The sequence below is a fragment of the Paenibacillus lemnae genome, assembly GCF_012933385.1.
In the GTDB taxonomy this organism is placed as follows: domain Bacteria; phylum Bacillota; class Bacilli; order Paenibacillales; family Paenibacillaceae; genus Paenibacillus_AQ; species Paenibacillus_AQ lemnae.
Genome location: NZ_JABBPN010000002.1, coordinates 384,961 through 409,365, shown reverse-complemented (window position 1 = coordinate 409,365; position 24,405 = coordinate 384,961). Strand labels below are relative to the sequence as shown.

The window sequence follows — 24,405 nt, the reverse complement described above, 5'->3', positions numbered from 1 at the left end:
GGAAGCGGAATATATCTATCGGGATAACCTGGACACTACAGATCCGAATTATAAAAAATCATCACAGCTGTACCAGACCAAGCTGGCTGACGGACAGCTAATGACCACCTATCTTCGGGATGGTTTTGGCCGTCTGAGCACGCTGACCCAATCGGGACCCGCATTTACCGAAACCTATGAATACGGCCATGATGATAACGATAATATTATCAGTCGGAGTGAGGGAACAACCAACGGTGAATTCACTTACGATGCGTTGAACCGGATTCTCACCAGCACAGAAGGCAGTGAGATCTATACCTACGATGCGAAGGGCAACCGCCTGACCCTGCAGTCCAGTATCCAGTCCCCGCATACGGACAATGTGGAATACACCTATGATGATGCCGAGCAGCTGAGTACCGTCCAGCGCGGAGGAGCCGAGGTCACATACAGGTACAACGGCGACGGCCTGATGACCGAGCGTACAGAGACTGTAAGCGGAGTTGCCAGCACGACGCGTTATTATTACGATGGAATGAACATAGTAGCAGAAGGCACTGTCCATGCCGGGCAGGTGACCTTTAAAGCCCGCTATGTGCGCGGTGCACAGCTCATTTACCGGGAAGATGCCGAGGGCAAAGCCTACTATTTGCAAAATGGACACGGCGATATCACCGCACTGAGGCAGGCAGACGGAACGCTGCTAAGTGAATATGCCTATGATATTTGGGGCAGCCCGCTTCCAGAAAGCGATCAGGAAGCTGGAACAGAGAATCAGGTAGAGAACCCATTCCGCTACTCCGGCGAGTACTGGGATGAATCCACGGGTCTGCAGTATCTGCGAAGCCGCTGGTATGATCCGGGACTGGGACGGTTTATCCAAGAAGATAGATTTGAAGGGTACATGAACCGCCCGAGCAGCTTGAATCCATATGTGTATGTGGAAAATAATCCGCTGAGATATATTGATCCCAAAGGATACGCGCCCGAATGGATTGAAGAAGCATGGGGTTGGATTTAAGCAGGATGTTTCTAATGGCTGGGTTTATCCGGGACTGGGACGGTTTATCCAAGAAGATAGATTTGAAGGGTACATGAACCGCCCGAGCAGCTTGAATCCATATGTGTATGTGGAGAATAATCCGCTAAGATATATTGATCCCAAAGGATACGCGCCCGAATGGATTGAAGAAGCATGGGGTTGGATTTAAGCAGGATGTTTCTAATGGCTGGGTTTATATTAAGGAACAGCATAAATCATGGGATACTGCATTAGATTACTGGACTAACGGTTCAGTAACTGAATTGAGAAAATATGCAGAAGTAAGTAAGGAAGATCCCTATTCAGCCGAGCATTTTGCTAGGGCAGGACTACTTCTTTTTGGTATGAGCCCTTATGGCAAGATGTCTAAGTCTGCTTCCAAGGGTGCGGGTAAAGCATCCAAGTACAAGGATGTAACAGAACCAACTAGTCGATTTCATAACAGAAGAACTGGTGTAACTAGAGAAAAGTTTGAGGAGAACTTAATAGAAGAAGGGTGGACTAGATCGATCAGTAAGGATGGGAAAGCAGTGAATTATGAGAAAGACGGAGCGAGATATTCCATACGAGAAGGTGCAAAATCAACAGGTGAAACGAGCGCAGATTATTACAAAAAAGGCAGTAAAAAAATTGATGTTAAAATTAGACTGGGGAAATAAAAATGAATAAAAAAACTGTGATTATTAAGGAGAAAAAAGAATTTAATATCTTTCAATCGTTAATTAATCAAATCATTATTGATGGGTTTAGACTGCCAAATCAAGTTTTTCAGCCTCCATTAAATAAGTTTGTGTTTGAAGAATTTGATTGGTCTATGAGCGCAGAATTTTGGGAAACAATTCAGAGCCTAGCATTACAATCGGCAGATTCTTACGTCCTTATGGCAGTCATTGAGCCAAATCCAATTGACTATTTTTATAAGGAGTTTGGATACTATAGTTGGTTTAAAATACCTACTACCAGTTCTACTGACGATTATTGGAGTATTTTAGAACTTGAGCCAGAAGGAAGCCCGGCAGATGCAGTTGTATTTAACTCAGATGTAGTAGTTTGGGTATCCCCTTCAAAAAGTTGGGCTATTTGGGGGGAGCGAAGTCATGGAGTATGTGTATTGGCAACAAGAAATGAGCTAGACCAACTACAGCTATCTACATGGCGCACCGTTGATAAGGCGATAAATGAACTAATTCCACTTCAATATACAAATAAAAAAGTTCCAGAAGATTTTTCGGATTTATTGACAATTAATTACTTTAACAAACAATCTTCTTTTTGATTTTCTAAATAGTGACCTTGATTGGCTTTATGCCTTTCAAGGCTCTTTTTTTGCACCTATCCAATTTATAAAAAAATCTTCACAGTTGTACCAGACCAAGCTGGCTGGCGGACAGCTGGTTACAACCTATCTTCGGGATGGTTTTGAGAGCCGCATTTGCCGAAACATATGAATACGGCCATGATCATAATGGCGACATCGTCTATCGAACCGAAGGGATCAGAAGTGGGCAATTCAGCTACGATGCGAAGGGCAACCGTCTGACACTGCAGCCCAGTATCCAGTCCCCGCATACGGACAATGTGGAATACACCTATGATGATGCCGAGCAGCTGAGTACCGTCCAGCGCGGAGGAGCTGAAGTCACATACCGGTACAATGGCGACGGCCTGATGACGGAACGTACAGAGACTGTAAGCGGAGTTGCCACCACGACGCGTTATTATTACGATGGAATGAACATTATTGCAGAAGGCACCGTGAGCGGCGGGGCCGTCACCTTCAAGGTGCGTTATGTGCGGGGAGAGCAGCTGTTGTACCGCGAGGACGCAACCGGCAGCAAAGCCTACTACCTGCACAATGGCCACGGCGATGTCACGGGGCTGTATGCCGCCGATGGTATGCAGCTGAACCAATACACCTACGACATCTGGGGCAGCCCGCTGACTCCAGAAGATTGTTAGATTCATAGAGAATTGAATCAATTTCATAATTCCTAAGCCTTGACCTGACTGACTTTTCAAGCATAGAAAAAGGAGAACCTCCCCAAATCTCGAAAGTGTTAAGTACGACCAAAACACAGAGATAAAAAGGAGGAACTCCCATGCCATATATTCGACACGAGAGCTTGTTTTCCCTTCAAGAGTTATACGAAATGGAGCAAAAAGATCGCTTTAAAACGGCTTCGTATTCAAGATTAAATTGATTCATCTGCAAAATTGAATTTTTTCATCTCACTCACGATATCTCTCATTAATTTTTTGACCGTTTGATGTTGTGCGAGCCCAGGGCTCTGTCCAGACCAGAGAGACATGAATTCTGGATTACGCTGTTCACTGCCTGTTTTTCTAATGCGTTGAGTCAGCATGTTTTGAATTGGAAAGTCAGGCAGTAACCGTTCATGATCTTTCATTTCTGATATGAAATTGTTCTTAATGCCTCGTGCCCATTTACCTGAAAAAGCACGAGTCAACGTGGTTTGATCTTCTTGTGCATTTAAAATGGCCTCTTTATGAATGTCATGAGCTCCGCTTTCTGTACATGTTAAGAAGGCTGTCCCCATTTGCACTGCCTCGGCCCCTAAAATCATTGCGGCTATTACACCTCTGCCGTTCATAATACCTCCGGCTGCAATAACAGGTATACTTACACATTCAGCGACTTGAGGTATCAGCGACATTAAACCGATAAGGCTATCTTCATGATTATCAATGAAATTCCCGCGGTGTCCCCCTGCTTCACTGCCTTGAACAACAACCATATCCATTCCAGAGTTTTCGACTTCAACAGCCTCTCTAACTGTAGTAGCGGTTCCTATGACAGTGATCTGATGCTGTTTAAGCTCAGCAATGACTTCCTTGGAAGGGAGACCAAAAGTAAACGAACAAATGGGCACATTTTCTTCAATAACAACTTGAAGCTGGTCAACAAAACTTCTCATTATTTGATTGGATTCTGGCACCTCAATTCCGAATTCTTCTATATTTAACTGTTGATGAATAGAGTGCAGCAATCGGTTTGCGGATTCGATGGTATCGTGTGTAATTTCAAATTGGTTAGGTACAAATAAATTAATGCCAAAAGGGTTAGAGGTTAACTGCTTGACTTCCCTAATTTGTTCTCTTGTTTGACTCGGCGTTAAATAGCCTGCACCAATCATTCCAAGACCGCCATTGTTTGAAACCTCAGCCACAAAATTCGGTGTGGTTATTCCTCCTGCCATCGGAGCTTGTACGATAGGATACTGAATATTCAATTGCTTCGTTGTATCATTGTTTAACATGAATAACACCTCGATTATGCCTCTTATTTTTAACACATTTCGATTGTGATCGAATGTTTACAGCTGTAGGAATGCCGCTAATCCTTAATAGGAAACCATGGTCACCTACGAATGAATGTAAGATAAGAATAACTTATTTTTGATATATAGATAAGATATTTCAGACAGTTGCAAAGCTGGGAAGTAATTGTCAGGCAGCAAAAGAGCTTCAATATGAACTCGATGGAGCATTTGTGGCTGGCCCCACTCATTTTCTCAACATGATTAATGATAAAACGTTATCATTAATCGCCCTGCCCGCCTTGAAAAAGGACAGTAGTTTCTGCGAAATGAACCGTTTTCATAAAATGTATGCGCTTTTATAATTGAATTCAAGAGATGCTGCGCAGCACACACTCATCCAGGACATATCTGAAAGGAGAAGTGGACATCATTCAAAAAACGGTACTTGCGAAACAGTTCAAGAAGCAATTACCCTTCCAGATCTTTGTCTGGATCGGACTTCTGTTCCTATTCCTGTTCAGTTATATTCCAATGTTCGGAATTATCATTGCTTTCAAGAACTATAAGATATCCTCAGGAATTGAAGGCATTTTCAGCAGCTCCTGGGTAGGGCTGGCACATTTTAAAGAGCTGATTAACGACTACAATTTCCCGACACTGGTACGGAATACGCTGGTGCTCAGCTTGTTGAAAATCTTTTTTTCGTATCCGATTCCGATTCTCTTTGCTATTATCCTGAGTGAAGTCAAGAATGTCTTCTTGAAGCGTTTCGTGCAGACGGTGAGTTATTTGCCGCATTTTATCTCATGGGTGGTTGTAACCGGTATAGCCTTTGCTTTCTTTTCATCAGGCTTCGGAATCGTCAATGATGCTCTGCTCTCGCTGAACATTATTAAAGAACCGCTGTCCATTCTCACAGATCCGGATGCATTCTGGGGCCTTGCGGTATCTACGGCGGTATGGAAGGAAGCAGGCTGGTGGACGATCATTTTCCTTGCAGCACTTGCCGGCATTGATCCTTCACTGTATGAAGCGGCGGAGATCGATGGGGCGGGACGCCTCAAACGGATCATTCATATTACCCTGCCGGGATTGAAGGGCGCAGCCATCGTGGTCTTGATTCTGACGATCGGAAGCATGCTCGGCGGAGGCCTGGTCGGTTCGAATTTCGAACAATCCATGCTGCTCGGCAACACGATTAACAGTGAAAAATCACAGATTATTCAGACGTATGCGTTTAATATTGGACTTGCACAAGGCAGATTCTCCTTCGCTACAGCGATTGATTTGATGCAGTCCGTCATATCCGTGATCCTGATCTTCTCCAGCAATGCGCTTGCCAAACGCTTTACAGGCCAGGGATTGTTCTAATGAACCAGACATACAAGGGTGGTGATTACTTATGCGCAGAAGAAAAACAACGGAGGATCGTGTGCTGGACACAATCATCTCGGTAATTCTCCTCGTCGTTATTTTCGTTACGGTTTATCCATTTTACTATATCTTATTAATCACATTTAATGCGGGTACCGACACCGCTTCAGGCGGTATGTATCTGTGGCCCAGACAATTCACTTTCGAAAATTATCTCTATTTTCTGAAAGATGCGAAATGGATCAGTGCGTTCGGTGTTTCGGTACTCCGTACGGTTGTCGGTACCTTCTTAGGGGTTCTGTTTACCGGGCTTGTCGCTTACGGTCTTGCCAAGCGGGATCTGATCCTCCGCAAAACCTATTTTACGATTATCATCATCGCAATGAATTTCTCAGGCGGCATTATTGCCTTCTACATCGTGTTAAGAAGTCTTGGACTGATTAACACCTTCGGCGTTTACGTCATTCCAGGCATGCTGAATTTGTTTTTCCTGCTCATCGCTATTTCTTTCTTTAACGATATTCCGGAAGAAATGAGAGAATCGGCAAGAATTGACGGAGCTTCAGAGCTGCGAATTTTCATTAAAATCATTCTTCCGGTGTCGATGCCTTTATTAGCTACCATGGCTTTATTTATCGGGTCAGGACAGTGGAATGCCTGGCTGGATTCGGCCTATTTCGTACAGGATGAAGGGCTTCGCACCCTGACGTACCGGATGATGCAGGTAATCAACCAGTCCATGGTGCCAACTGGTGATGCACAGGCTGCGGCCATGTCACGCTCCAGTGTCACACCGTTCTCGGTGCAGGCGACCGCGATGGTCGTATCCATTGTTCCGATTCTGGCCGTTTACCCGTTTTTGCAGAAATATTTTGTATCCGGCATGATGTTAGGCTCAGTAAAAGGCTGATCAGGTTTTTCGGTCACCAGCTCCAATATTGGAGCTGGTGACCTACAATAAACATTCAGACAAAGGGGGATGGTTATGAAGATGTTGAAGTACAGTAAGCTTCTTGTCGTAATGTTGGCGGTATTTTTAATTGCAGGTACGGCTCTTGCGGGATGCGGTGGCGGCGGAGGGAATAATGCAGGTACGGGAAGTGATAATGGAACGAAGGGAGAAGAACCTGCCGGCAGCAGCGGAAATGATGGGCCAGTTGAGCTGTCCATGTTTGTCGATGCGACATGGTATCCGTTCCAGGACTGGACAGGTGAAATACCGGAGAAAATCACTGAAGCAACCGGGGTGAAACCGAAAATTACGGTAGCTACAGACGACAAGCAGTTGGCATTGATGGTAGCATCCGGTGATTTGCCCGATATTGTCCTCTCATTTAACTTTAAGCTGATGTCAGATGGTAATATCAGTCTTCCTTATAACGAAATTTTCCCGAAATACGCACCGGACGTAAAGTTTGACCCGGTTAAAGAATTCGTAAATACGGTCAGTGACGGCAATTATTACGCCATCCGTAACGATTTCTCTACCGAGAAAGAATGGAAGGCAAGTCCTTACGCTCACATGATGGTTCCAGGCCTTGTTCTTAACAAAAATATTATGGAAGAGCTCGGAAACCCGGAGATCAAGTCACTGGAGGATTTGGATCAGGTATTTGCGGCTGTGAAGGAGAAACATCCGGAAATGAGTCCGCTCATTCTTAATCCGAACTGGCAGCGCCCTTATTTCGATACCCAATTTGGTGCAGTCGGCGGGTTGGCGGAGAAAGACGGGAAGATACAATATTATCTCAGACAGGACGCTACTCGAAAATCAATGCTGTATATGAACAGTCTGTATCGCAACGGTTTTGTCACTTCAGAAAACTTCGCGTACAAGAATGAATCCGAAACCGAACAAATGATGGTATCCGGTAAGGGGTTTGCTTATACCTGGACTTATTCAGGGGCAGATCGTCTGAATGCTGCCAGCAAAGACACAGGGAATGAATTTATGATGCTTGCCGAGCCTCTCGGGCCTGACGCTTCGGTTACGAGTACCGGAACTGGCGGACTTGGCATGTATGTAACAAAAGACAATAAAAATGTGGAAGCAACCGTGAAATTCCTGGAATATTTGTACTCGGAAGAAGGATGGCGCACCGCCCAGTGGGGCATTGAAGGTCAGGACTGGACTTGGAACGAAGATGGTTATCCGGAGTTTAACTACAATGTGCAGGACCTGGAAGTTCTGAAGCAAAAAGGTGTTTACTGGTGGGGTGTCCCAACAGAAACAGGAGTAGGAATGGCACTGAGCTCCTATAAGGATGGATCGGAAACGACTCGTCAAGGGAAGGAGTACTCCAAAATTATTACCTACAATCCAGCTATCGGCATGATTAACCCGGACACGGATTCACCGGAAAAGATTATTCAAACCAACATTGAAAATATGGTTAAAACGGAAGTCACCAAGGTTTATCTGGCACCTACAGAAGCTGAAGCTCAAAAAGCTTATGACGAAATGCTGGCAAAAGCAGAAAAAATCGGGATGGCAAAGCTGGAAGCCTGGGCAACTGAACAGTACCAGCCGTATAAAGAAAAGTATGAAAGCTTGACGAAATAAAAGGCTGCTTATAAGCTCATATGGAAGTTAGTCCGAAGGGGCAGCTTTCCATATGAGCTTGCCTGCTTCCAACGTCTTAGTAAAGGGAGCATTGTAATTATGCGTATAAGCACCAAAATGGTGGTCGGTTACCTGCTTTTGATTGTGCTGCCATTTCTGATTTTTTCCGCTTTCGTGTATAGTCAGTTTTATGAACGGTTTATCTCGCAGTATCAGCTGACCAATCAGCAAAATATTGAGCAGCAGGCCGCTAATCTGGATGCGAGCTTGTCCAAGATTGAATCGTTATATTCGATTTACCAGAATAATACCGCTTTGCTCGATTTTTTACGCGGAGATTATGTGGATGACCGGGAGTTTATCTATTCCTACATTAAGGAAATCCGGCCCGCTTTCGATTTCGCTTCACTTGGAGAGCCGATGGTCAGTCAAGTGGTCGTGTATCCCAAAACACAAAGCCGGCTGTTGTCTTTTCCTGAATTTGCAGATTATTCGAAGATCGAGAGCAAGCTGAGCCTGGAGGAGCAGAGACAGCTGCGACCAGCGAAGGGATTATGGAAAGATTCCGCACAAGCTGGTTATAAGCCTTCATTAGTGTACTATCACAAGCTGTATAGTGATACCTATACAAGTGAGCTTGGTATTGTAGAAATTAGAGTGAACCCCGCGCTCATCGAAGAATTTATGAAAGCGCTTCGAACGGTTCATCCGCAAAACACGGTGCTCCTGCTGGACTCGGATGGCACTGAATACAGCTCGATTAAAAACACCTCCATCCAGGAGGGAGTAATTGAGAACATTCAAGCCTCAGTGGCGGACAGAGGGGACGATACATTTTTGGTCGATGGAGAAAATCTGATGGTCAATTCGGTGAATCTGCCGCGTCTGGGCCTAAACATTATTGAGATTAACAAGCAGGAAGCCCTGTTCCGGTTCTTATCGACCAAGCTGTGGCTTGCCGCTGCTGGAATTGTACTGCTGGGGCTGCTGTCCATCTTTTATTATGTCTTGCTGTCCTCTCTCACTAAGCGGGTTCTGCTGTTGTCCCGCCATATGCGAAAAGTCGGTTTGGATGACGTTGGAATTCCATACACAGGGAAACAGGGCAAGGATGAGATCGGATTTCTCATTTCCAACTATAATGCCATGATTGAACGGATCGATGAGCTTATCAACCACGTCCAGAAGGTGGAGCTGCTCAAAAAGGATGCGGATTTCAAAATGCTGCAGGCACAAATCCAGCCTCATTTTTTATATAACACACTGGAAACGATGCGGATGCTCGCCAGGTCTAACAAGGATCATAAAGTAGCGGATATGGCATATTCCCTGGGTAACTTGCTGCGCTACTCTTTATCACAATCGGATCACACCACCCTTCAGGAAGAGCTTCAGCACGTGAAGGCATATATTGCTATCCATCAAATCCGGATGAGAGATCTGGAGTTCGTATTGGAAGCCGATGAAGAGCTGCTCACGATCCGGTGCCCGAGGTTTATTTTACAGCCGCTGGTAGAGAACAGCATGATCCATGGACTGTCCAATCTCCGAGGAAATAAGACGATCGCCATACGTTTTAAAAAGAGAGAAGATGCGGTGGAAATCCAGGTGGCCGATAACGGGGCAGGAATTCCGGAAAAAAAGCTGTCCAGTCTCCGGCTGAAGCTTCAGGGCGGCAGCAGCTATGCAGATCTTGCCTCTTCCAAAGGAACTGGTATCGGTGTTGGTAATGTGGCAGAACGCGTGAAAGCTTATTTTGGCAGCGAATCCGAGATGCTTGTTACAAGTGTAGAGGGAGAAGGCACGACGTTTACTCTTATTCTGTATATGGGGGAGATCCAGCATGCTGCGACTGATGATTGTTGATGACGAACCCATCATTCAAGAAGGAATTCGCGATATGATTGAGGAAGAGAACACGCCTTTTGGCAAAATTTTATTAGCTGATGATGGAATCGATGCCTTGGAGAAGATCGATTATTTTAAACCCGACCTGATCATAACGGATATCCGTATGCCGGGTATGGATGGTTTGGAGTTCATCAGACAGGCTCAGCTGAAAAAGGTGAAACGCTTCGTCATTCTGACCGGGCATGATGTGTTCGAATATGCACGCAAAGCCATTCAGCTGCAGGTCGTGGATTATTTGCTCAAGCCAGTCAATCAGCAGGAGCTTGCCGAGCTGCTCAAGCGGGCTGCCCTGATGCTGATGGAGGAACAGCAGCATCGGGTTCAATCAGCACCGGATGTCCCGGTGAATTCCTCCAGAAACGAGAATATTCCACTCATGAAAGCCTATATCGAAATGAATTATATGAAGAATATATCTATGCCCGACATTGCCGAGCAGCTGAATCTGCATCCAAGCTATGCCGGTCACCTGTTCAAAAAAGAAACAGGAAATTCCTTTGTCCGCTACTTGAATCAGGTGCGTGTGGATAAGGCAAAGCAGCTGCTGGAAAGCACGCAGAACATGCCATTAGATAAAATTGCTAAATGTGTCGGTTACGATAACAGCCGTACCTTCTATAAAGTGTTCAGGCAAATGGCAGGTGTCACCCCTGGTGAGTACAGAAAATCGGCCTCTCAAGGATGAAGTCCAGCATGATGCCGTGATCTGTACTGGGTAGCCGTCATGCCAAAATACCGCTTGAAAGCATGGCTGAACTGTTCAGCTGATGCAAATCCAGTGTCTTCAGCGATGGAATGAATGGCCCGGTCTGTCGTTTTCAGGAGCTGTGCTGCAGCACTCATCCGGGATTGCTTTTTCTTCTCATTAAAGGAGAGGTTGTACTGCTTCTGTACGATCCTTTCGGTCTGTCTTATGCCAAGCCCTAATCTGCAAGCAAGCTGGCTCAATGTAATGGAGTGGAATTCATACAGGAAACTGTTTTCAATCGTAAGCAGTCTGCTGTCGTCCAGCGTTTTAAGAGGAATATCCGCCGCCTTGGGCGATGCATCGTGCTCCAAGAACTGTCTAAGCACCCGGGTGACGATAATTTCAAGGATATTGGTTGCTGCGTGATGAAATCCGGTGCGTTTTGCTGACAGCTCCTCTGCAAGCATATTGAACAGGGTCATCAAATCTTCGCAGTCTTGTCCGATCCAGAACGGATGGTTGATCAGCAGCTCGTAAAGCAGCTGATGATGGCTGTGCTTGTTGATGATTTGTCTTGAATCTCCGGGAAGCAGTTGAAAGAAGATGCAGTACTCAGCCATAGGGTCACTTGCCACCGGGATTTGTTCGTGTGCGACATCCGGACCGGTCATAAACAGGGTCCCAGGGATCAGAGAATAACGTTGTCCCTGTGCGACCAGGGTACCTTGACCGCCAGGGATGTAATGAAGCTCATAGCTGCCATGACTATGGCTGTGTTCGCGAATGGAACTGTGAAACAAGCCGAACTTTACATCCAGCACATTGAGCACAAAAAGACCGAAATTAAGCTTGATATCCATATTGCCTATATTAACGGGGGGAAGGTCTCTTTTGCTGAACTTCTCTGCCATAATGCGACACCTCAATGTTTAGTTGGTCGTCTCAACTCATAACGACGATGATTATAACTCGGTATAATTATACGAAAAGCAACCAATGTAGGAAAGCGAGGGATTAATGATGTCAGAAGCACATCTGTTCAAAAAAGGGAACTATGCTTACGGCTGGACGGAAGTACCAGTGTCGAACCCCGGGTATGCATGGCGGGATGGTATGGTGAGCGGCAACGGAGAGAATGGTTATATTACATCCGGCTCGCCTTATCATGACAGTTTTATTTTTCAATACATGTGGTTTAACTATCCATCCAGCCATCCGAGAGAAATCCCGGAAGAGTTAACAGGACAGCTTGAAGAAGCAAGATGGAATGTACTGAATCTCAATGATCAATGGAAGATCAAGGATCATACAGGCGCTACCCGAATCCGGACCTTCTATTACAGCTACCATCCGGGCCATCAGCTCCGCTTGTCCGTGAAGAACAGGGGCAGTGTGAACGGATATGAACGATGGACAAATTATGAGACGGCCGAGACCGGGGTGCGCTACGGAGATGAATTCGGACAGTGGATCCGGACTTCATTCACATCCAGAGCAGACAATGTGACCATTACCAAGCTTGAACAATCCTCTACCGGATCCAAAATAAATATGACGATCTCAATCGATGACATTTCAAATATGAGCCGTGCACACAACGGCACCTCGGAGATAACCGCACTTCATTACAAGAAGCTGGTAGATCCCGAAGCGAAATATATTGCCCAGCTGGTGCATTACCCATCTTATGAGGGCAGCGAGCTGAGTCAAGGGGGCTATGGTGGCCTTACCAGGGTAATCGTTATGAATGGGAGCAAGAAAAAAATACTGCTGGACGATACTCAGGAACCGATGAATGTGGGTGGTGAACCAAACCCGGCTATTCAGATTGTGGATGCTGAAGCTGTTTATCTGATCACACAATCCAACCGAACATACGACATGGGCACAATGGAAGAGTTCGCCGGCATGTCCGACTACGCATTGTTAGAGCAGCTGCTCTCGAATACGGATGCTGTCGCTCAGAAATATAAAAGTTCAGACGGCCGCTTTGATTATCAAGCAGCACTTTCACCCCATGCCGAGCTTCATGCTGCTGAATTTAATGCGGTAAGCTTCTCTCTACCTGGTGACGAGGCGGACAAGGACCAGGATAATCTGGCTTTGCTGCATACCCAGCAGCGATCACATTCTAGAATTAATCATGCTTTTATGGAGCAGATTTACAACCAGGGCAGGTATGCGATGATTTGCTGCAACGGATCAAGCGCCCCCCGTTTATACGGGATGTGGACCGGTGAATGGAACCCGGGCTGGCGGGGAATTTACACCCTTGATGCGAATGTGAATCTGCAGGTTGCCGCTATGAATACAGGGCATTTGACTCAGGCGCAGCTTGGGTATATTGCCTTCTTCTTAAGAAATCTGCCTGATTTCGAATATAATGCTCGAATGGCATACGGCATGCATGATGCCATTCAGATATCTGTGAACTCCGACGGCGACCGCGGTATGCATGTGGAGTATGACAATGATTACCCGTTTGAATACTGGAACGCCGGAGCCAGCTGGTGTCTGCTGCCGATTTATGAATACTGGCAGTGTTACGGTAATATGGAGATTCCTATTGTGGATACGATGCGAATTCAAGAGCTGCAGACCCTTCTCAGTGTCCAAGACGGAGGATTGTCTGATGAGGAATTTGCGGATTTAGTGGAAAAGGGATACCTGGATCTGGAGAAGGATATTTTGCTTCCATTGCTGACAAAGCAGGCTAACTTCTGGGAGCAGATCTGTACACCTGAATATTACACGGATCTGGGTGGGAATGCCTGTTATGAGCGCGGTAAAACCTCACTCCGCGAAGGCGAGAAATACATGATTATTCCGGGATATTCTCCTGAAAATAACCCGATTGGTTATAACAGCACTATTACAGCAAATGCGACGATGGATATCTCGGCTGCAAGAGACGGCTTGTTCATGGTGATTGCGATGGAGAAAACCGTCAAGCGGGAAGGTTATGAAGAAGCCGTTGCCAAGTGGGAGAAACTTTTAGGATTATTGCCTGCGTATAAATATGATGAGGATGGGGCTTTGCGGGAATGGGCAATGAGCGAATATACGGAAAACAATAACCATCGCCATTTGAGCCATCTGTACCCGGCATGGCCAGCTTATGAAACGCAAAACAATCCATCACTTGCCGCAGCCGCCAAGACTGCGCTTGAGAACAGGGACAAGTTCAATACAGAAGATGCCACAGCAGGACATGGATGGATGCATAAGGCTCTGGTCAGCGCACGACTTAAAAAAGGAGACGGCGTCGTTAGCGCCCTGCTGCCTATGCTGGCAGGTGCCGGTTATTACGCTTCCTTAATGACGGATCATGACACCAATCGAAGGAACCACTGCTATTGTACGGACACATCGTTTGGTGTCATCGGTGCTGTGAATGAAGCGCTGCTGTTCTCAAACACCGGAGAGATCGAGTTACTTCCGGCACTGCCTTCCGATTGGAACGCCGGATCAGTCGAAGGATTGATGGCCAGAACGCAAGTGGAGGTTAAGCAGTTATCCTGGGATATGCCATCAGGGAAAGTGAAGGCTGTTCTAAAATCGAGGGCAAGCGGGAACACGATCCGATTAAGCGCGGGAGTTCCTTGGACAAAAGCATTTGTAGACGGGAAGGAAGCTCAGGTGCAGAGCGGTGAAACGGGCAGGTTTATCGCAATAACGCTGCATGAGGGAACCGATGTTATTATAGATTTTAATTGATTTTTGGAGTGACTGCACATGTATTCAGAATTTGGTCAAAGTGCTGGCTGCTATGCTGCTGCTCGTCTCGGTACGTTTAATAATGAGATAAATGGACCACCACAGCAAAAGAGACCGTCCCTTGAGATCTGGGGGACGGTCTCTTATTTTGTATTTGCATGAACTTCACGCGCAGTTCTAACCTTTTACAGCGGAACCTACGGTCATCGCTTTTTCTACCTGTTCGCTGAACAGGATGTATACAAGCACTGTTGGCAGGGAGGCGATGGTCATCGCAGCACCCATGGCACCCCAGTCGGTTGTGAACTGGCCCTGGAAGAACAAGAGGCCGAGGGGCAGTGTCTTCAAGTCCTCATCGGAGATGAGCATGAGTGCAATCGGGAACTCGTTCCAGGCGGCCAGGAAGACGAAGATGACCATCGTCGCGATCGCCGGCGTCACAAGCGGCAGCATGATACGGTAGAACGTCTGGTAAATGTTCGCGCCGTCAATGCATGCCGCTTCCTCCAGATCAAATGGAACACTTCGGAAGAAGCCGTAGAACACCATCGTCGAGAAGGAGACGTTAAATGCAATGTAGGGCAGAATCAGGGACCAGTACGTATTGGTCAGGTTAAAGTCCCGAACCAGAATGGCAAGCGGGATCATAATGACCTGTACCGGAACAAACATGCCGATGACGATATACATCTGGGCGAGCGTCTTGCCGCGAAACCGCATACGGGCTACCGCATAAGCGAACAGCAGGGCAATCGCGATCGTACCTATGACCGTAACGACAGAGACGAACACACTGTTCAGAAAATACTTGGGTACATTAAACTCCGTCATGGCCGAGACATAATTTTCGAACCTTAGCTTCTTCGGGAAGCCGAACGGATTGGTGACAAAGATTTCATTGTTATCCTTGAAGGAATAGAACAGCATCCAGATCAGAGGATATACGGAAACCAAGGCATAGAGCCAGAGAAAAATTTGAAAGAATGGCTGTTTACGTCTTATTTTCATCCACATATGATCATCCTCCTAATACACGATCCGATCGCGAGCGATAAGCCGGTTGATCGCAAAGGTGACGATCAGACACTCAATGACCAGAAACGCGGCCGATGCACTACCATAACCAAATTCACCTACGCGGAACGCCGAGCGGTACATCATATAGGTCAGCGTGTAGGTGCTGGTTCCAGGACCGCCGCCGGTCATAATATACATATTGGCGAACGCATTGAGACCACCTGTAATGGCCAGCACCAGACAGAATTTATACGTTTCAGCCATGAGTGGAATGGTAACCTTCCAGTGGGCCTTCCATCGTTCGGCGCCGTCAATCTTGGCTGCTTCCATGTACTGCTCCGGGATAGATCGTGCAGCGGCAAGCAGCAGGGCAAAGTGGTAACCCATGTACTGCCAAGCGTTGACAAGAGCAATCGCGAAAATGGCGGTTTTGCTGTCAGTGAGCCAGTCCTGCCGGTAGGAAAGACCGAGCGCTTCGAAAATCTTGTTGATCAGTCCGTATTCTCCGTTGTACATCGCCAGCCACAGCTGACACACGACGGTTATGGAAAGAACGACCGGAATAAAATAGCTGATGCGCAAAATTTTCCGTCCTTTTATCAAGCCGTCCGATACTGTCAATGCCAATACTGTGCCAATCGAAATCTGCAGCACAGCGAGGATAACGGCAAAAATCAGGCCGTTATAAAGGGAAGTGTAGAACAAGCTGTCCTCAAACATACGCTTATAGTTATCCAGGAAAATAAATGTGCCTTCTGTAAGGCCGTCCCATTCAAACATACTGCGGTAGAACACTTGGACAATCGGCCAAAATACGAGAACGGTGAACAGCAGCAAGGCTGGGGCTATAAACAAGGTGATTGCGATTTTATTACCTAGAAATTTATTCATGATGGTCCTCTCCTTACGCAGTCAGTCTCCCGGAAAGCATACACACCGGTCAAATGTTCAGAGCCGGTGTGCATCATTTCAGGGCATTCCCTTTTATTTCAGAGCGCTTTCCAGATCAGAGATAAACTGCTCGGCCGAATAGCCGTCAACCAGCAGGTTCTGACTTGCATCCTCAATCGCTGCTTTAAATTTCGCGTTGCTGAGGCCCCAAGCAAATGCTGTTGTACTCGTGATGTTCGGGATATCCTCGGAAAGGGTGACCATCATCGGATCGAATTCTTTTTCAGCTTCCTTATCGACTTGAGTAGCTACGATCGGGCTGCCTTTTTGCGTGTATTTGAACTCCGCATATTTCAAGGCCATAAAGCTTGCTACTTCAGCTGCCAGATCTTTATGTTTGGTATTAGCTGAAACTGCAAAGCCGCCCGGGCTTCCGCCGCCGCTGAATGCCAGTTTGTTCTGCTCATACAATTCGGCTGTTGGAGCAGGGTAGTACATGTATCCGGCCTTGTCGCCGAGTGCCTTTGTGGAAGCTTCAACTTCCCACTGGCCATTGACGAACATTGCGGCTTTACCTTCATGGAAGAGAGCAGCAGCCTGATCATAGTTCAGGTTCGTTACACCTTTAGGAAGCATGCCGGCTTTCACCAAATCGATCAGGTCCTGAGCAGCTTTGGTATAAGCTTCATCGGAAGGCTTGGTTTCGCCAGTATCAAGTCCCTTGATGCCTTTAGGCTCATAACGAGTAGCGAAAATATCATAAAGCGCTGTCGTGATCCATTTTTCCTTGGCGAATACAGACATTGGTGTGATGCCCTTCGACTGGAAGGTCTGGATTGCGGTCACCAGTTCTTCTTTTGTCGTAGGCACTTTTACATTGTTCTGCTCGAACAACTCTTTGTTGTAGTAGAGCAGTACAAATTCGTTACCTGCGTAAGGGAATGCATAGATGTGCTGATCATCCGAATACAGCGTGTTTAGTGCACTTGGCTGCATTTTTTCCTCGAAGTTTGCCTTTTTGGCGTACTCATCCAGCTGCAAAATGTTGTTCGATTTACGGAACAGGTTGATTTGATCCTGCCCGGCATTGAAAATATCCGGCAGATTGCCTGTAGCTGCATACGACTTCAGCTTCTGGCCGTCATCCTGGGCCTGTACTTCCAGATCCAGCTTGACGTTCGGCATTTCTTTAGCCAATTCAGCTACAGCATAATCGTAATATCCTTTGGTATCTTCGTCAGAGTATTGTGCATAGATGCGAAGGGTTGTTGTTTGTTCCTCTCCGCCGTTAGCCGGCGTGTCTGCGCTTTCATTAGCGTCATTACCGCCGCCGCAAGCAGCCAAACTAAACATTAAAACAGAGCTTAACAGAATCGACATTGCTTTTTTCATAACCAGGACCTCCCGATTGGTTTTGTCTATTTGCTTTATCAGTATAAAGGTATCCAGTCCCGGTGCTAATGGACTAAACGCTTGTAACTTGGATTATTCGCGCATGTTTAGAACATTTGCTTTAAGCTCGCGGCAGATTTTCAAACTCGCTGGGTGAGTAGCCATAGTACTTCTTGAAAGCACGGCTGAAATACGCCGGATCATGATATCCGATGGCTTCGGCAATATCGGCCAGGCGCAGCGGCTTGGAGGCGGACAGCAGAGATTTGGCATGCTGCATTCTTTTTTGCAATATATAGTCCGTCACGGTCATCCCGTTCATTTTTTTGAAAATGGCTCTCAGGTAGCTGGGGTTGATAAATACGCTCTGTGCAATCTGTTCCACCTTAAGCTCGGGATCGGTATAATGCTGGTCAATCCACGCCTTGGCCGTTTCGGCAATTTTGCCGGACTTGGTTTTCTTATGCAGCTGGGTATAGCGGTTTGCTTTGTTAAACAAATGGATCAGCCAAGTTCCTGCTTCCTCAATCGTCGGCTTGGTCACAATTTCGCTGTAAGGGTAAAAGTCCTCTCCGAAGCAGTCCTCAATGGGATGCCCGTTTTCCGAAACGCATGATAAACAGAGGGAAACCAGACTCATACAGATAACAAAAACATAATCAATCGGCATCCGCTCCTGCTCCAGACCATCAAAAATGTCCTCCAGCTGACGTTTTACGCTGTCCCAATCTCCGCTGCGCATCCCAACCAGGAGACTTTCACTCATATGAGGTGCAAGGAAACCACCCGCCGTTTTCCCTGTAATTGCGGCCTGGGTTCCGTAATCAATGACCTGGTCCTGCCCGACCACGAACTTGTTCTGTAACGCGAGCAGTGCCTCCTGATAGGACTGCTTGATTTGCGCATATCCACTGTGGATTCGCCCCACCCCGATGGTCACTGTGAACTTCAAATACTTTCGAATCAAAAACTTTAACTGTTTACAGCCTTCAACATAAGCTGCAAGCGGAGGCGAAGGGGATACTGCTTGACCTGCTGCACCCGAAAATCCCTGCACCCCGTGATCACCAACCTCATAGATGCATACAATCCGTCCTTCAGAACCATTGAAGACAATATGGTTACCTGGAATGTCCAAGGTCTCGCTCAAAATATTAGTCACCGCAAATTTCCACAGCTCCCGGTCACTGATATGTCGCCATCGCGCATTCATATTATCGATCTCGATCACGGCGACCTGAAACATGCCGCTCATTGGCGCATATCCCAGGTCACGCAGCTGTTCCATCAGTTTGTCTTCCGAATCCTCCAGCTCGCCGTTCACCAGCCGGTTCAAGTACACTTCCCGCATCATCATTTTGCTGGCCTGGTGTGTTTCTTTGTCCTCCTGAACTTTCAGCATATTTTCCTGAATATTCAGCAGGGTGAGCAGCAGTTCTTCTTTTGAAAACGGTTTTAAAATATAATCCTGAACGCCCAGCTTTAAAGCTTTTCTGGCATACTCGAATTCATTATGTCCCGTGACCAGAACAATGCCGATGTCCGGGCTTAGTTTTTTGAGTTCTTCACTCAGCTGCAGGCCGTCCATGAACGGCATGTTAATATCGATCAGTGCAATATGCGGAATCGCCGCTTCGGCTTGCACAAGAGCGTCCTTGCCATTTTTGGCAACAATGGTAATCTTCATCCCGTATTCATCCCAAGGGAGCAGGGTGCATAGATAGTCCCGGAATATCGCCTCATCGTCCACAATCATTAATTTAATCAATATTTTCATCCCTTTCGCTCAAGGTTGTCCATTCTTTCGGAAGTGCAATGGTGACGGTCGTTCCTTTACCAGACTTGCTGCGGATCGACAGTCCATAGTCATGGCCAAAAAACAGTTTGATTCGGTCGTTGACATTTCTCAAACCATAGGAAGATCCGGATTTTCCGGCTATCGGCTCCCGGCTGCTGGCACTTGTATGCTTCAGCAAATTGGCCTGCTGCTCGTGATGCATGCCAATGCCATCATCTGTGACTTCGATCAGGATGACCTCATCTTGGAGATAACCCTTAATCTGCAGATGCCCGCCGCCTTCTTTTTCTTTCAAACCATGATAGATCGCATTTTCCACCAAGGGCTGAATCGTCAGCTTCAGGATCGGAATATGGTGAATGTCAGGGCTGATTTCAAACTCGTAGGTAAACACATCCCTGTACCTTATATGCTGTATGGCAAGGTAGTCGCGCACATTGCGGAATTCTTCCTCCAGCGTAATGACTTCCCGCCCCTGGCTGAGTGCAGCCCGGTAAAAATCTGCCAGTGCCTTGGTTGTATGCTGAACCTCCTTCATCCGGTTCATCTGGGACAGCGCATAAATGACATCCAGTGTGTTGTATAGAAAATGCGGCTTGATTTGTGCCTGGATCAGGGCAAGCTCATATTCACGCTTCTTCCGCTGCTCCAGGAGCACATTGCTGAGCAGCTCTTTGATTCTGCGCCGCATTTGATTGAAGCCAAGGACAAAGTAGCCCAGTTCATCCCGAGTCTTTACCTCCACCTGCACATCGAGATGTCCCTCCTGAAAGCCTTTCATGCTGCGGGCCAGTTCGACGATCGGCCGGGCAATCCGCTTGGACAAAAATCCAGCGCCAAGAATGGCAAACAAGCTGCACAGTGCGGCTACCGCCAGCAGGGTCCACTGCAATTTATCCAGACCATCTGTAAGCGCATGCAGAGGTGTGATGCTGACGAGTTTCCAGCCCAGCTGCGGGAAGCTGCTCATGGCAAGCAGTGAGCGCTGCCCGTCGATGGGCCGGATATCTGTGGCCTGGCTCTGGCCATTCATCCAAGATCGGATAGATTCCTTCGGTACGCTCTTCAACAGCAGGGTGTTGTCTGGAGTAGAAATGACTGTACCTTGTTCGTCTGCAATGAAATAGCGCCCTGAAGGTTCTGCATTCATATTGTGCAGGACAGCAGAAAGCTGATCTTCACGAACCTGAATAAATAGAACACCTAAAGAGTCGCCGCTTTGAATGTCGATGATTTTTTTTCCCATGGTCAGCAGCACGGTTCCCGGATCGCTCGTCAAATATTCCCGGCGTTCCATCGGCACCCAGTAGTTAATGCCATTCGTCTCCATAACCTGTTGAAAGACGGCACGTTCCTCTATGTCGGTGCTTCTCTGTTCCAGCACAGGGTTGGTGCCATAGACCCGGTTCGACCGGTCGACAAACACAATAGAGTCCGCATCCGGAAACACCAGAAGTGCCAGACTCAGCTGCGTTGTTATCGCATTGTACCGGGCAAGTTCACTCTGACCATATGGTCTGCCTTCCTGGAGAATCCGGTTCAGGTTCAAGGCGAGCATATTGCCTGCGCTCTCGACATTCTCCAGCATGCCGTCAATCCGGCTGATGATGAGTGCTGAGTTCTGCGTGAAGCTCTGGGTCGACTTATTGACAATAGCATTGGAATAAATGGTATTGGCGGTGTACCCCACAACAAACAGTGGTGCAAGCAAAAGAGGGAGGTAAATCAGCATAATTTTGGTGCGGATCCGGCGGTTGCCAAACCACTGTGTCAAGCGTTCCCATCTCGATGTCATGCTTCATACTCCTTTGATGCAGCAGAGCCTTCCGGTTCCGGGCTCAGTCTGGGCTTGGTGTTGAGATAGTGTGTGGTCAGCGAGCTGCAGTATTCTGTCAGGCTGACCCCCATCTTCTTTTTGAACATTCTTCCGAATGTGTGCACATCTGAATATCCGACCTGACGGGCAATTTCGCCCACAGAAAGCGAGGTCATGAGCGCCAGCTCCTTGGCTTTTTGTAAGCGCACCCATGTTAGAAACTGAAAAGGTGACATTCCGAAAGCCTGTTTGAACTGCAAAATGATATAATTTCGGGTCAAACCGGAGATCTTTTCCAGGTCCTCATGTGTAATATCTTCAGGATAATGATGGATGAGGTGGTTTTTGACGAGCACCATCTTGGCCAGATTGGTTCGTTCTTTGTGATCGGATTGACGCTGCGGATCAGCGCTTTCACCCAAAACTTGCAGCAGCAGCCCCTGGCATTTCAATTGTGCCGACAGACCCGGCTGGCGGTGATAGTGGATCAGTTCATTCAGCATCCGCTCCAGCTTGTGTCCTTCAAACCGGCCGAGCAAATGTCTGTTCTGGAATACCGAATCAAAGGGAAAAGGCTCAGCGCCAAAATGAAAAACGATCGAAGCACATACGTAAGGCTCTCCCTCTACCGTATGAATAGAATGTACTTCACCGGGGCGGTGAAACAGGAGGTCTCCTTTTTGCGTGAGGTAATGCTGGTCTTCAACCGGATATTCTGCAGCACCATCAATACAGTACTGCAGAGCGTACTGATTGAGTATACGATTCTCTACATTCCAGCCTTGTGGAGCATGGAATACATGAGCGAGCGTAATATACGGCGGACAGTGGTAGTGCTCCATCCAATGCAGGGTTTCACTGGGACTCATATCGATCAGCTCGAAGCTGGATTTGGTTTTTTCATTCGTCAAAACATCTGTCTCCTTTCAGGCAGCAGTCAATGTCAGTCATCTGTCAGTGAACTCGATTATATGGGGTTGATTGTGATTTCGGCAACTCCTTTATGAATTTAAGCTAAAGACAGGGTGGTTCGTGGTCTTCTACAATGAATCCATAACGCAATCAGCCTAACATCAACTTTAAAGGAGATATGAGATATGAATAACCTGAACCTGCGCATGATTATTGCAGATGCTTCCAAGCAAAACACATTGAGCGATGAGCAAAAACAATTTTTTCTGGACAACGGTTTTTTGATTATCAAGAATGTTCTTCAGAACGAGGAGCTCCGGATTGTACAGGATGAAATGCAGGTACTGCTGGAAAAAGGGATGAAAGGCACGGATGATTCTGACTACCAATACGGGAAAGGTTCGAAGACTGGCGCCAATGTGCTGAGACGAGTTGAATATGTAGTGGACAAAAGTAAGCCGCTTCGTGCGCTGATGGGACATCCGTTCATTATGCGTTCTGTTGAGAAGATTCAAGGGCCCAGCTTTATTCCGACCTGGGATTCCATGGTCATCAAAATGCCGGATGAAGGAATAATTGTGCCATGGCACCGGGATGCCGAGCTTCCGGAAGGCTGCCAGGATCCAAGACCGATTTTTAATGTGGACTTTTACCTGGATCCCGCAGATATTAAATCCTGTTTATGGGTCATCCCGGGCAGCAACCAGTGGACGGTAGCAGATTCCAAAGCACGCTGCGAGAAAGAAGGCTTCGATACGTCCGATGCCATTCCGGTACCGCTGGAAGCCGGGGATGCGATCCTGCACGATATTACCGTCCTTCACGGATCACCAGCAGGAGATGGCAATGCACTGCGCAGAACCGTGTACTTTGAGTTCCGCCCGGGTGAAATCGAGCTGGAGTTTGGACCGCATACGCCGGAATACCTGGCTTTGAAGCAGCAGATGCTCATGGAATGCCTGGATATCCGCAAGGAAGCGGAATATGCGAAGGATGAAGAACATTTTGAATATCGTCCGGAAGGCAAACTGGCCGTGACAGAGCGCGTGAAGCCGGAAACATTCCGTTATCCTCATGAACAATACTGGATCAATGACTAATATGGCGCTCAAGCTGGATGTTCAGCAGGCATGGTGGTCGATGGCCGGCGCAGGTGATGATCACGGCGAATGGTCAGTAGAGCGTAAGTTTGATGAGATTGCCAAGGCGGGTTTTACCGGAATTTTCGGAGGCATCCCTGCAGAAGGGACTGAGCGTGATCAATTCCGCAAGCTGCTGGATGACTATGACTTCAGCTTCGGTACAGGCGGATTTCCATCCACCGCGGAAGAACTGGCTGGTCAGCTTGCCGAGGCCAAAGAATTCGGAGCCCAGTATGTCAATTCGCAGGTGATGGACAGCTTTGTGGTAGACGATGAAGCGCTGGCACTCTTGCGTCAGCTTGAAGAAGTCTCGAATGCTGCCGGTGTTCCTCATTTTGTTGAAACCCACAGGGGGCGTATCACTCAGGATTTGATCCGTACAGCAAGTTATGTTCAAAAGCTTCCAGGGCTTGCGCTCACCATCGATTTCTCTCATTATGTACTGGCAGGAGAGATGGACGGGTTTGCATCTCAGGTGGAAGCGAAAGCTGAACCCTATTTCGATACGTTGCTGCGGCGGACTGCCTGTATTCACGGCCGGATCTGTCATGGACAGCAGATCCAGGCCCAGATTGGTACAGATACGGCAGATCATCTCACGGCAAGATTCCACCGATGGTGGCAGAGAGGCATGACGTACTGGAAGGAAAAGGCTGATTCGGATACGGTTTTCCCATTTGTATGCGAACTGGGGCCAGACCCCTATGCAGCAGGGGTTTCAGGACAGGAACGGTTCAAACAGTCGATCCTATTAAAGAACCAGGTCGTTCAGTTATGGGAACAAAGCTAATTTAACAATTGACACCATATCTGTCTCGGACTATAATATCAACAAAACATACCAAGCTGATAGGGATAATAAGTTTTATTTACGATATC

21 protein-coding genes are annotated in these 24,405 nt (G+C 47.2%); 13 read left to right on the top strand and 8 right to left on the bottom strand.

The features are described from left to right. The 5 genes from HII30_RS03840 to HII30_RS03820 all read left to right on the top strand — a co-directional run. Positions 1-1,003: RHS repeat-associated core domain-containing protein (locus HII30_RS03840; protein WP_169503661.1), on the top strand; the 1,003-nt coding region annotated here is incomplete at its 5' end. Beyond that, positions 978-1,193: an RHS repeat-associated core domain-containing protein gene (locus HII30_RS03835; protein WP_169503659.1), complete on the top strand. Its 216-nt coding sequence runs from the start codon at positions 978-980 to the stop codon at positions 1,191-1,193. The genes HII30_RS03840 and HII30_RS03835, both read left to right, overlap by 26 nt. Beyond that, positions 1,168-1,683 (top strand): hypothetical protein, encoded by a 516-nt coding sequence (locus HII30_RS03830; RefSeq protein WP_211184401.1) that lies wholly within the window; start codon positions 1,168-1,170, stop codon positions 1,681-1,683. The genes HII30_RS03835 and HII30_RS03830 overlap by 26 nt, the downstream gene beginning before the upstream one ends. A 2-nt stretch (positions 1,684-1,685) precedes the next feature. Continuing rightward, positions 1,686-2,300: a hypothetical protein gene (locus tag HII30_RS03825; protein ID WP_169503657.1), complete on the top strand. Its 615-nt coding sequence runs from the start codon at positions 1,686-1,688 to the stop codon at positions 2,298-2,300. A 137-nt stretch (positions 2,301-2,437) separates the two neighbouring features. Next, complete coding sequence (locus HII30_RS03820; protein WP_169503655.1) at positions 2,438-2,983, top strand: hypothetical protein; 546 nt, start codon at positions 2,438-2,440, stop codon at positions 2,981-2,983. A 233-nt stretch (positions 2,984-3,216) separates the two neighbouring features. On the opposite strand, the gene HII30_RS03815 is transcribed toward HII30_RS03820, so the two are convergent. Next, on the bottom strand, positions 3,217-4,302 hold the full coding sequence (locus HII30_RS03815; RefSeq protein WP_169503653.1) for an NAD(P)H-dependent flavin oxidoreductase: 1,086 nt from the start codon (positions 4,300-4,302) through the stop codon (positions 3,217-3,219). 423 nt (positions 4,303-4,725) lie between these two features. On the opposite strand from HII30_RS03815, the gene HII30_RS03810 reads away from it, so the two are divergent. The 5 genes from HII30_RS03810 (at position 4,726) to HII30_RS03790 (ending at position 10,838) form a co-directional block, all read left to right on the top strand. Continuing rightward, entirely contained in the window at positions 4,726-5,676 is a 951-nt protein-coding gene (locus HII30_RS03810; RefSeq protein ID WP_343045056.1) for an ABC transporter permease, read from the top strand. A 31-nt stretch (positions 5,677-5,707) separates the two neighbouring features. Next, positions 5,708-6,589, top strand: coding sequence for a carbohydrate ABC transporter permease (locus tag HII30_RS03805; RefSeq protein ID WP_169503650.1), 882 nt, complete (start codon positions 5,708-5,710; stop codon positions 6,587-6,589). 75 nt (positions 6,590-6,664) lie between these two features. After that, the gene (locus HII30_RS03800; protein ID WP_169503647.1) at positions 6,665-8,242 is read left to right on the top strand and encodes an extracellular solute-binding protein; all 1,578 of its coding nucleotides are present in this window, start codon (positions 6,665-6,667) and stop codon (positions 8,240-8,242) included. A gap of 99 nt (positions 8,243-8,341) precedes the next feature. Continuing rightward, the gene (locus HII30_RS03795; protein WP_169503646.1) at positions 8,342-10,108 is read left to right on the top strand and encodes a sensor histidine kinase; all 1,767 of its coding nucleotides are present in this window, start codon (positions 8,342-8,344) and stop codon (positions 10,106-10,108) included. Further along, complete coding sequence (locus HII30_RS03790; protein WP_169503645.1) at positions 10,086-10,838, top strand: response regulator transcription factor; 753 nt, start codon at positions 10,086-10,088, stop codon at positions 10,836-10,838. The genes HII30_RS03795 and HII30_RS03790 overlap by 23 nt, the downstream gene beginning before the upstream one ends. Here HII30_RS03790 and HII30_RS03785 read toward each other — a convergent pair. After that, complete coding sequence (locus HII30_RS03785) at positions 10,829-11,701, bottom strand: AraC family transcriptional regulator (protein WP_246245992.1); 873 nt, start codon at positions 11,699-11,701, stop codon at positions 10,829-10,831. The two genes, HII30_RS03790 and HII30_RS03785, sit on opposite strands and share 10 nt — an antisense overlap. Before the next feature lie 160 nt (positions 11,702-11,861). Between HII30_RS03785 and HII30_RS03780 the strand changes: the two genes are divergently transcribed. Further along, entirely contained in the window at positions 11,862-14,558 is a 2,697-nt protein-coding gene (locus HII30_RS03780) for a glycosyl hydrolase family 95 catalytic domain-containing protein (RefSeq protein ID WP_246245990.1), read from the top strand. A 177-nt stretch (positions 14,559-14,735) separates the two neighbouring features. On the opposite strand, the gene HII30_RS03775 is transcribed toward HII30_RS03780, so the two are convergent. The 6 genes from HII30_RS03775 to HII30_RS03750 form a co-directional block, all read right to left on the bottom strand. Beyond that, complete coding sequence (locus HII30_RS03775; protein WP_169503639.1) at positions 14,736-15,572, bottom strand: carbohydrate ABC transporter permease; 837 nt, start codon at positions 15,570-15,572, stop codon at positions 14,736-14,738. Between the two features lie 12 nt (positions 15,573-15,584). Next, positions 15,585-16,466 carry a carbohydrate ABC transporter permease gene (locus tag HII30_RS03770; RefSeq protein WP_169503637.1) on the bottom strand — a complete coding sequence of 294 codons (882 nt, stop codon included), beginning with the start codon at positions 16,464-16,466 and terminating at the stop codon, positions 15,585-15,587. A gap of 93 nt (positions 16,467-16,559) precedes the next feature. Beyond that, complete coding sequence (locus HII30_RS03765; protein ID WP_169503635.1) at positions 16,560-17,858, bottom strand: ABC transporter substrate-binding protein; 1,299 nt, start codon at positions 17,856-17,858, stop codon at positions 16,560-16,562. Between the two features lie 121 nt (positions 17,859-17,979). Then, positions 17,980-19,635, bottom strand: coding sequence for a response regulator (locus HII30_RS03760; RefSeq protein WP_169503633.1), 1,656 nt, complete (start codon positions 19,633-19,635; stop codon positions 17,980-17,982). After that, entirely contained in the window at positions 19,619-21,451 is a 1,833-nt protein-coding gene (locus HII30_RS03755) for a sensor histidine kinase (protein ID WP_169503631.1), read from the bottom strand. The genes HII30_RS03760 and HII30_RS03755 overlap by 17 nt, the downstream gene beginning before the upstream one ends. Then, entirely contained in the window at positions 21,448-22,383 is a 936-nt protein-coding gene (locus HII30_RS03750; RefSeq protein ID WP_246245988.1) for a helix-turn-helix transcriptional regulator, read from the bottom strand. Before HII30_RS03750 ends, HII30_RS03755 begins: the two co-directional genes overlap by 4 nt. Positions 22,384-22,569: 186 nt before the next feature. Here HII30_RS03750 and HII30_RS03745 point away from each other — a divergent pair, with 186 nt between their 5' ends. Next, the gene (locus HII30_RS03745) at positions 22,570-23,484 is read left to right on the top strand and encodes a phytanoyl-CoA dioxygenase family protein (RefSeq protein WP_169503629.1); all 915 of its coding nucleotides are present in this window, start codon (positions 22,570-22,572) and stop codon (positions 23,482-23,484) included. After that, a complete protein-coding gene (locus tag HII30_RS03740) occupies positions 23,459-24,316 on the top strand; it encodes a sugar phosphate isomerase/epimerase family protein (RefSeq protein ID WP_169503627.1) in 858 nt (285 codons plus the stop codon). Before HII30_RS03745 ends, HII30_RS03740 begins: the two co-directional genes overlap by 26 nt. Positions 24,317-24,405 lie beyond the last annotated feature (89 nt).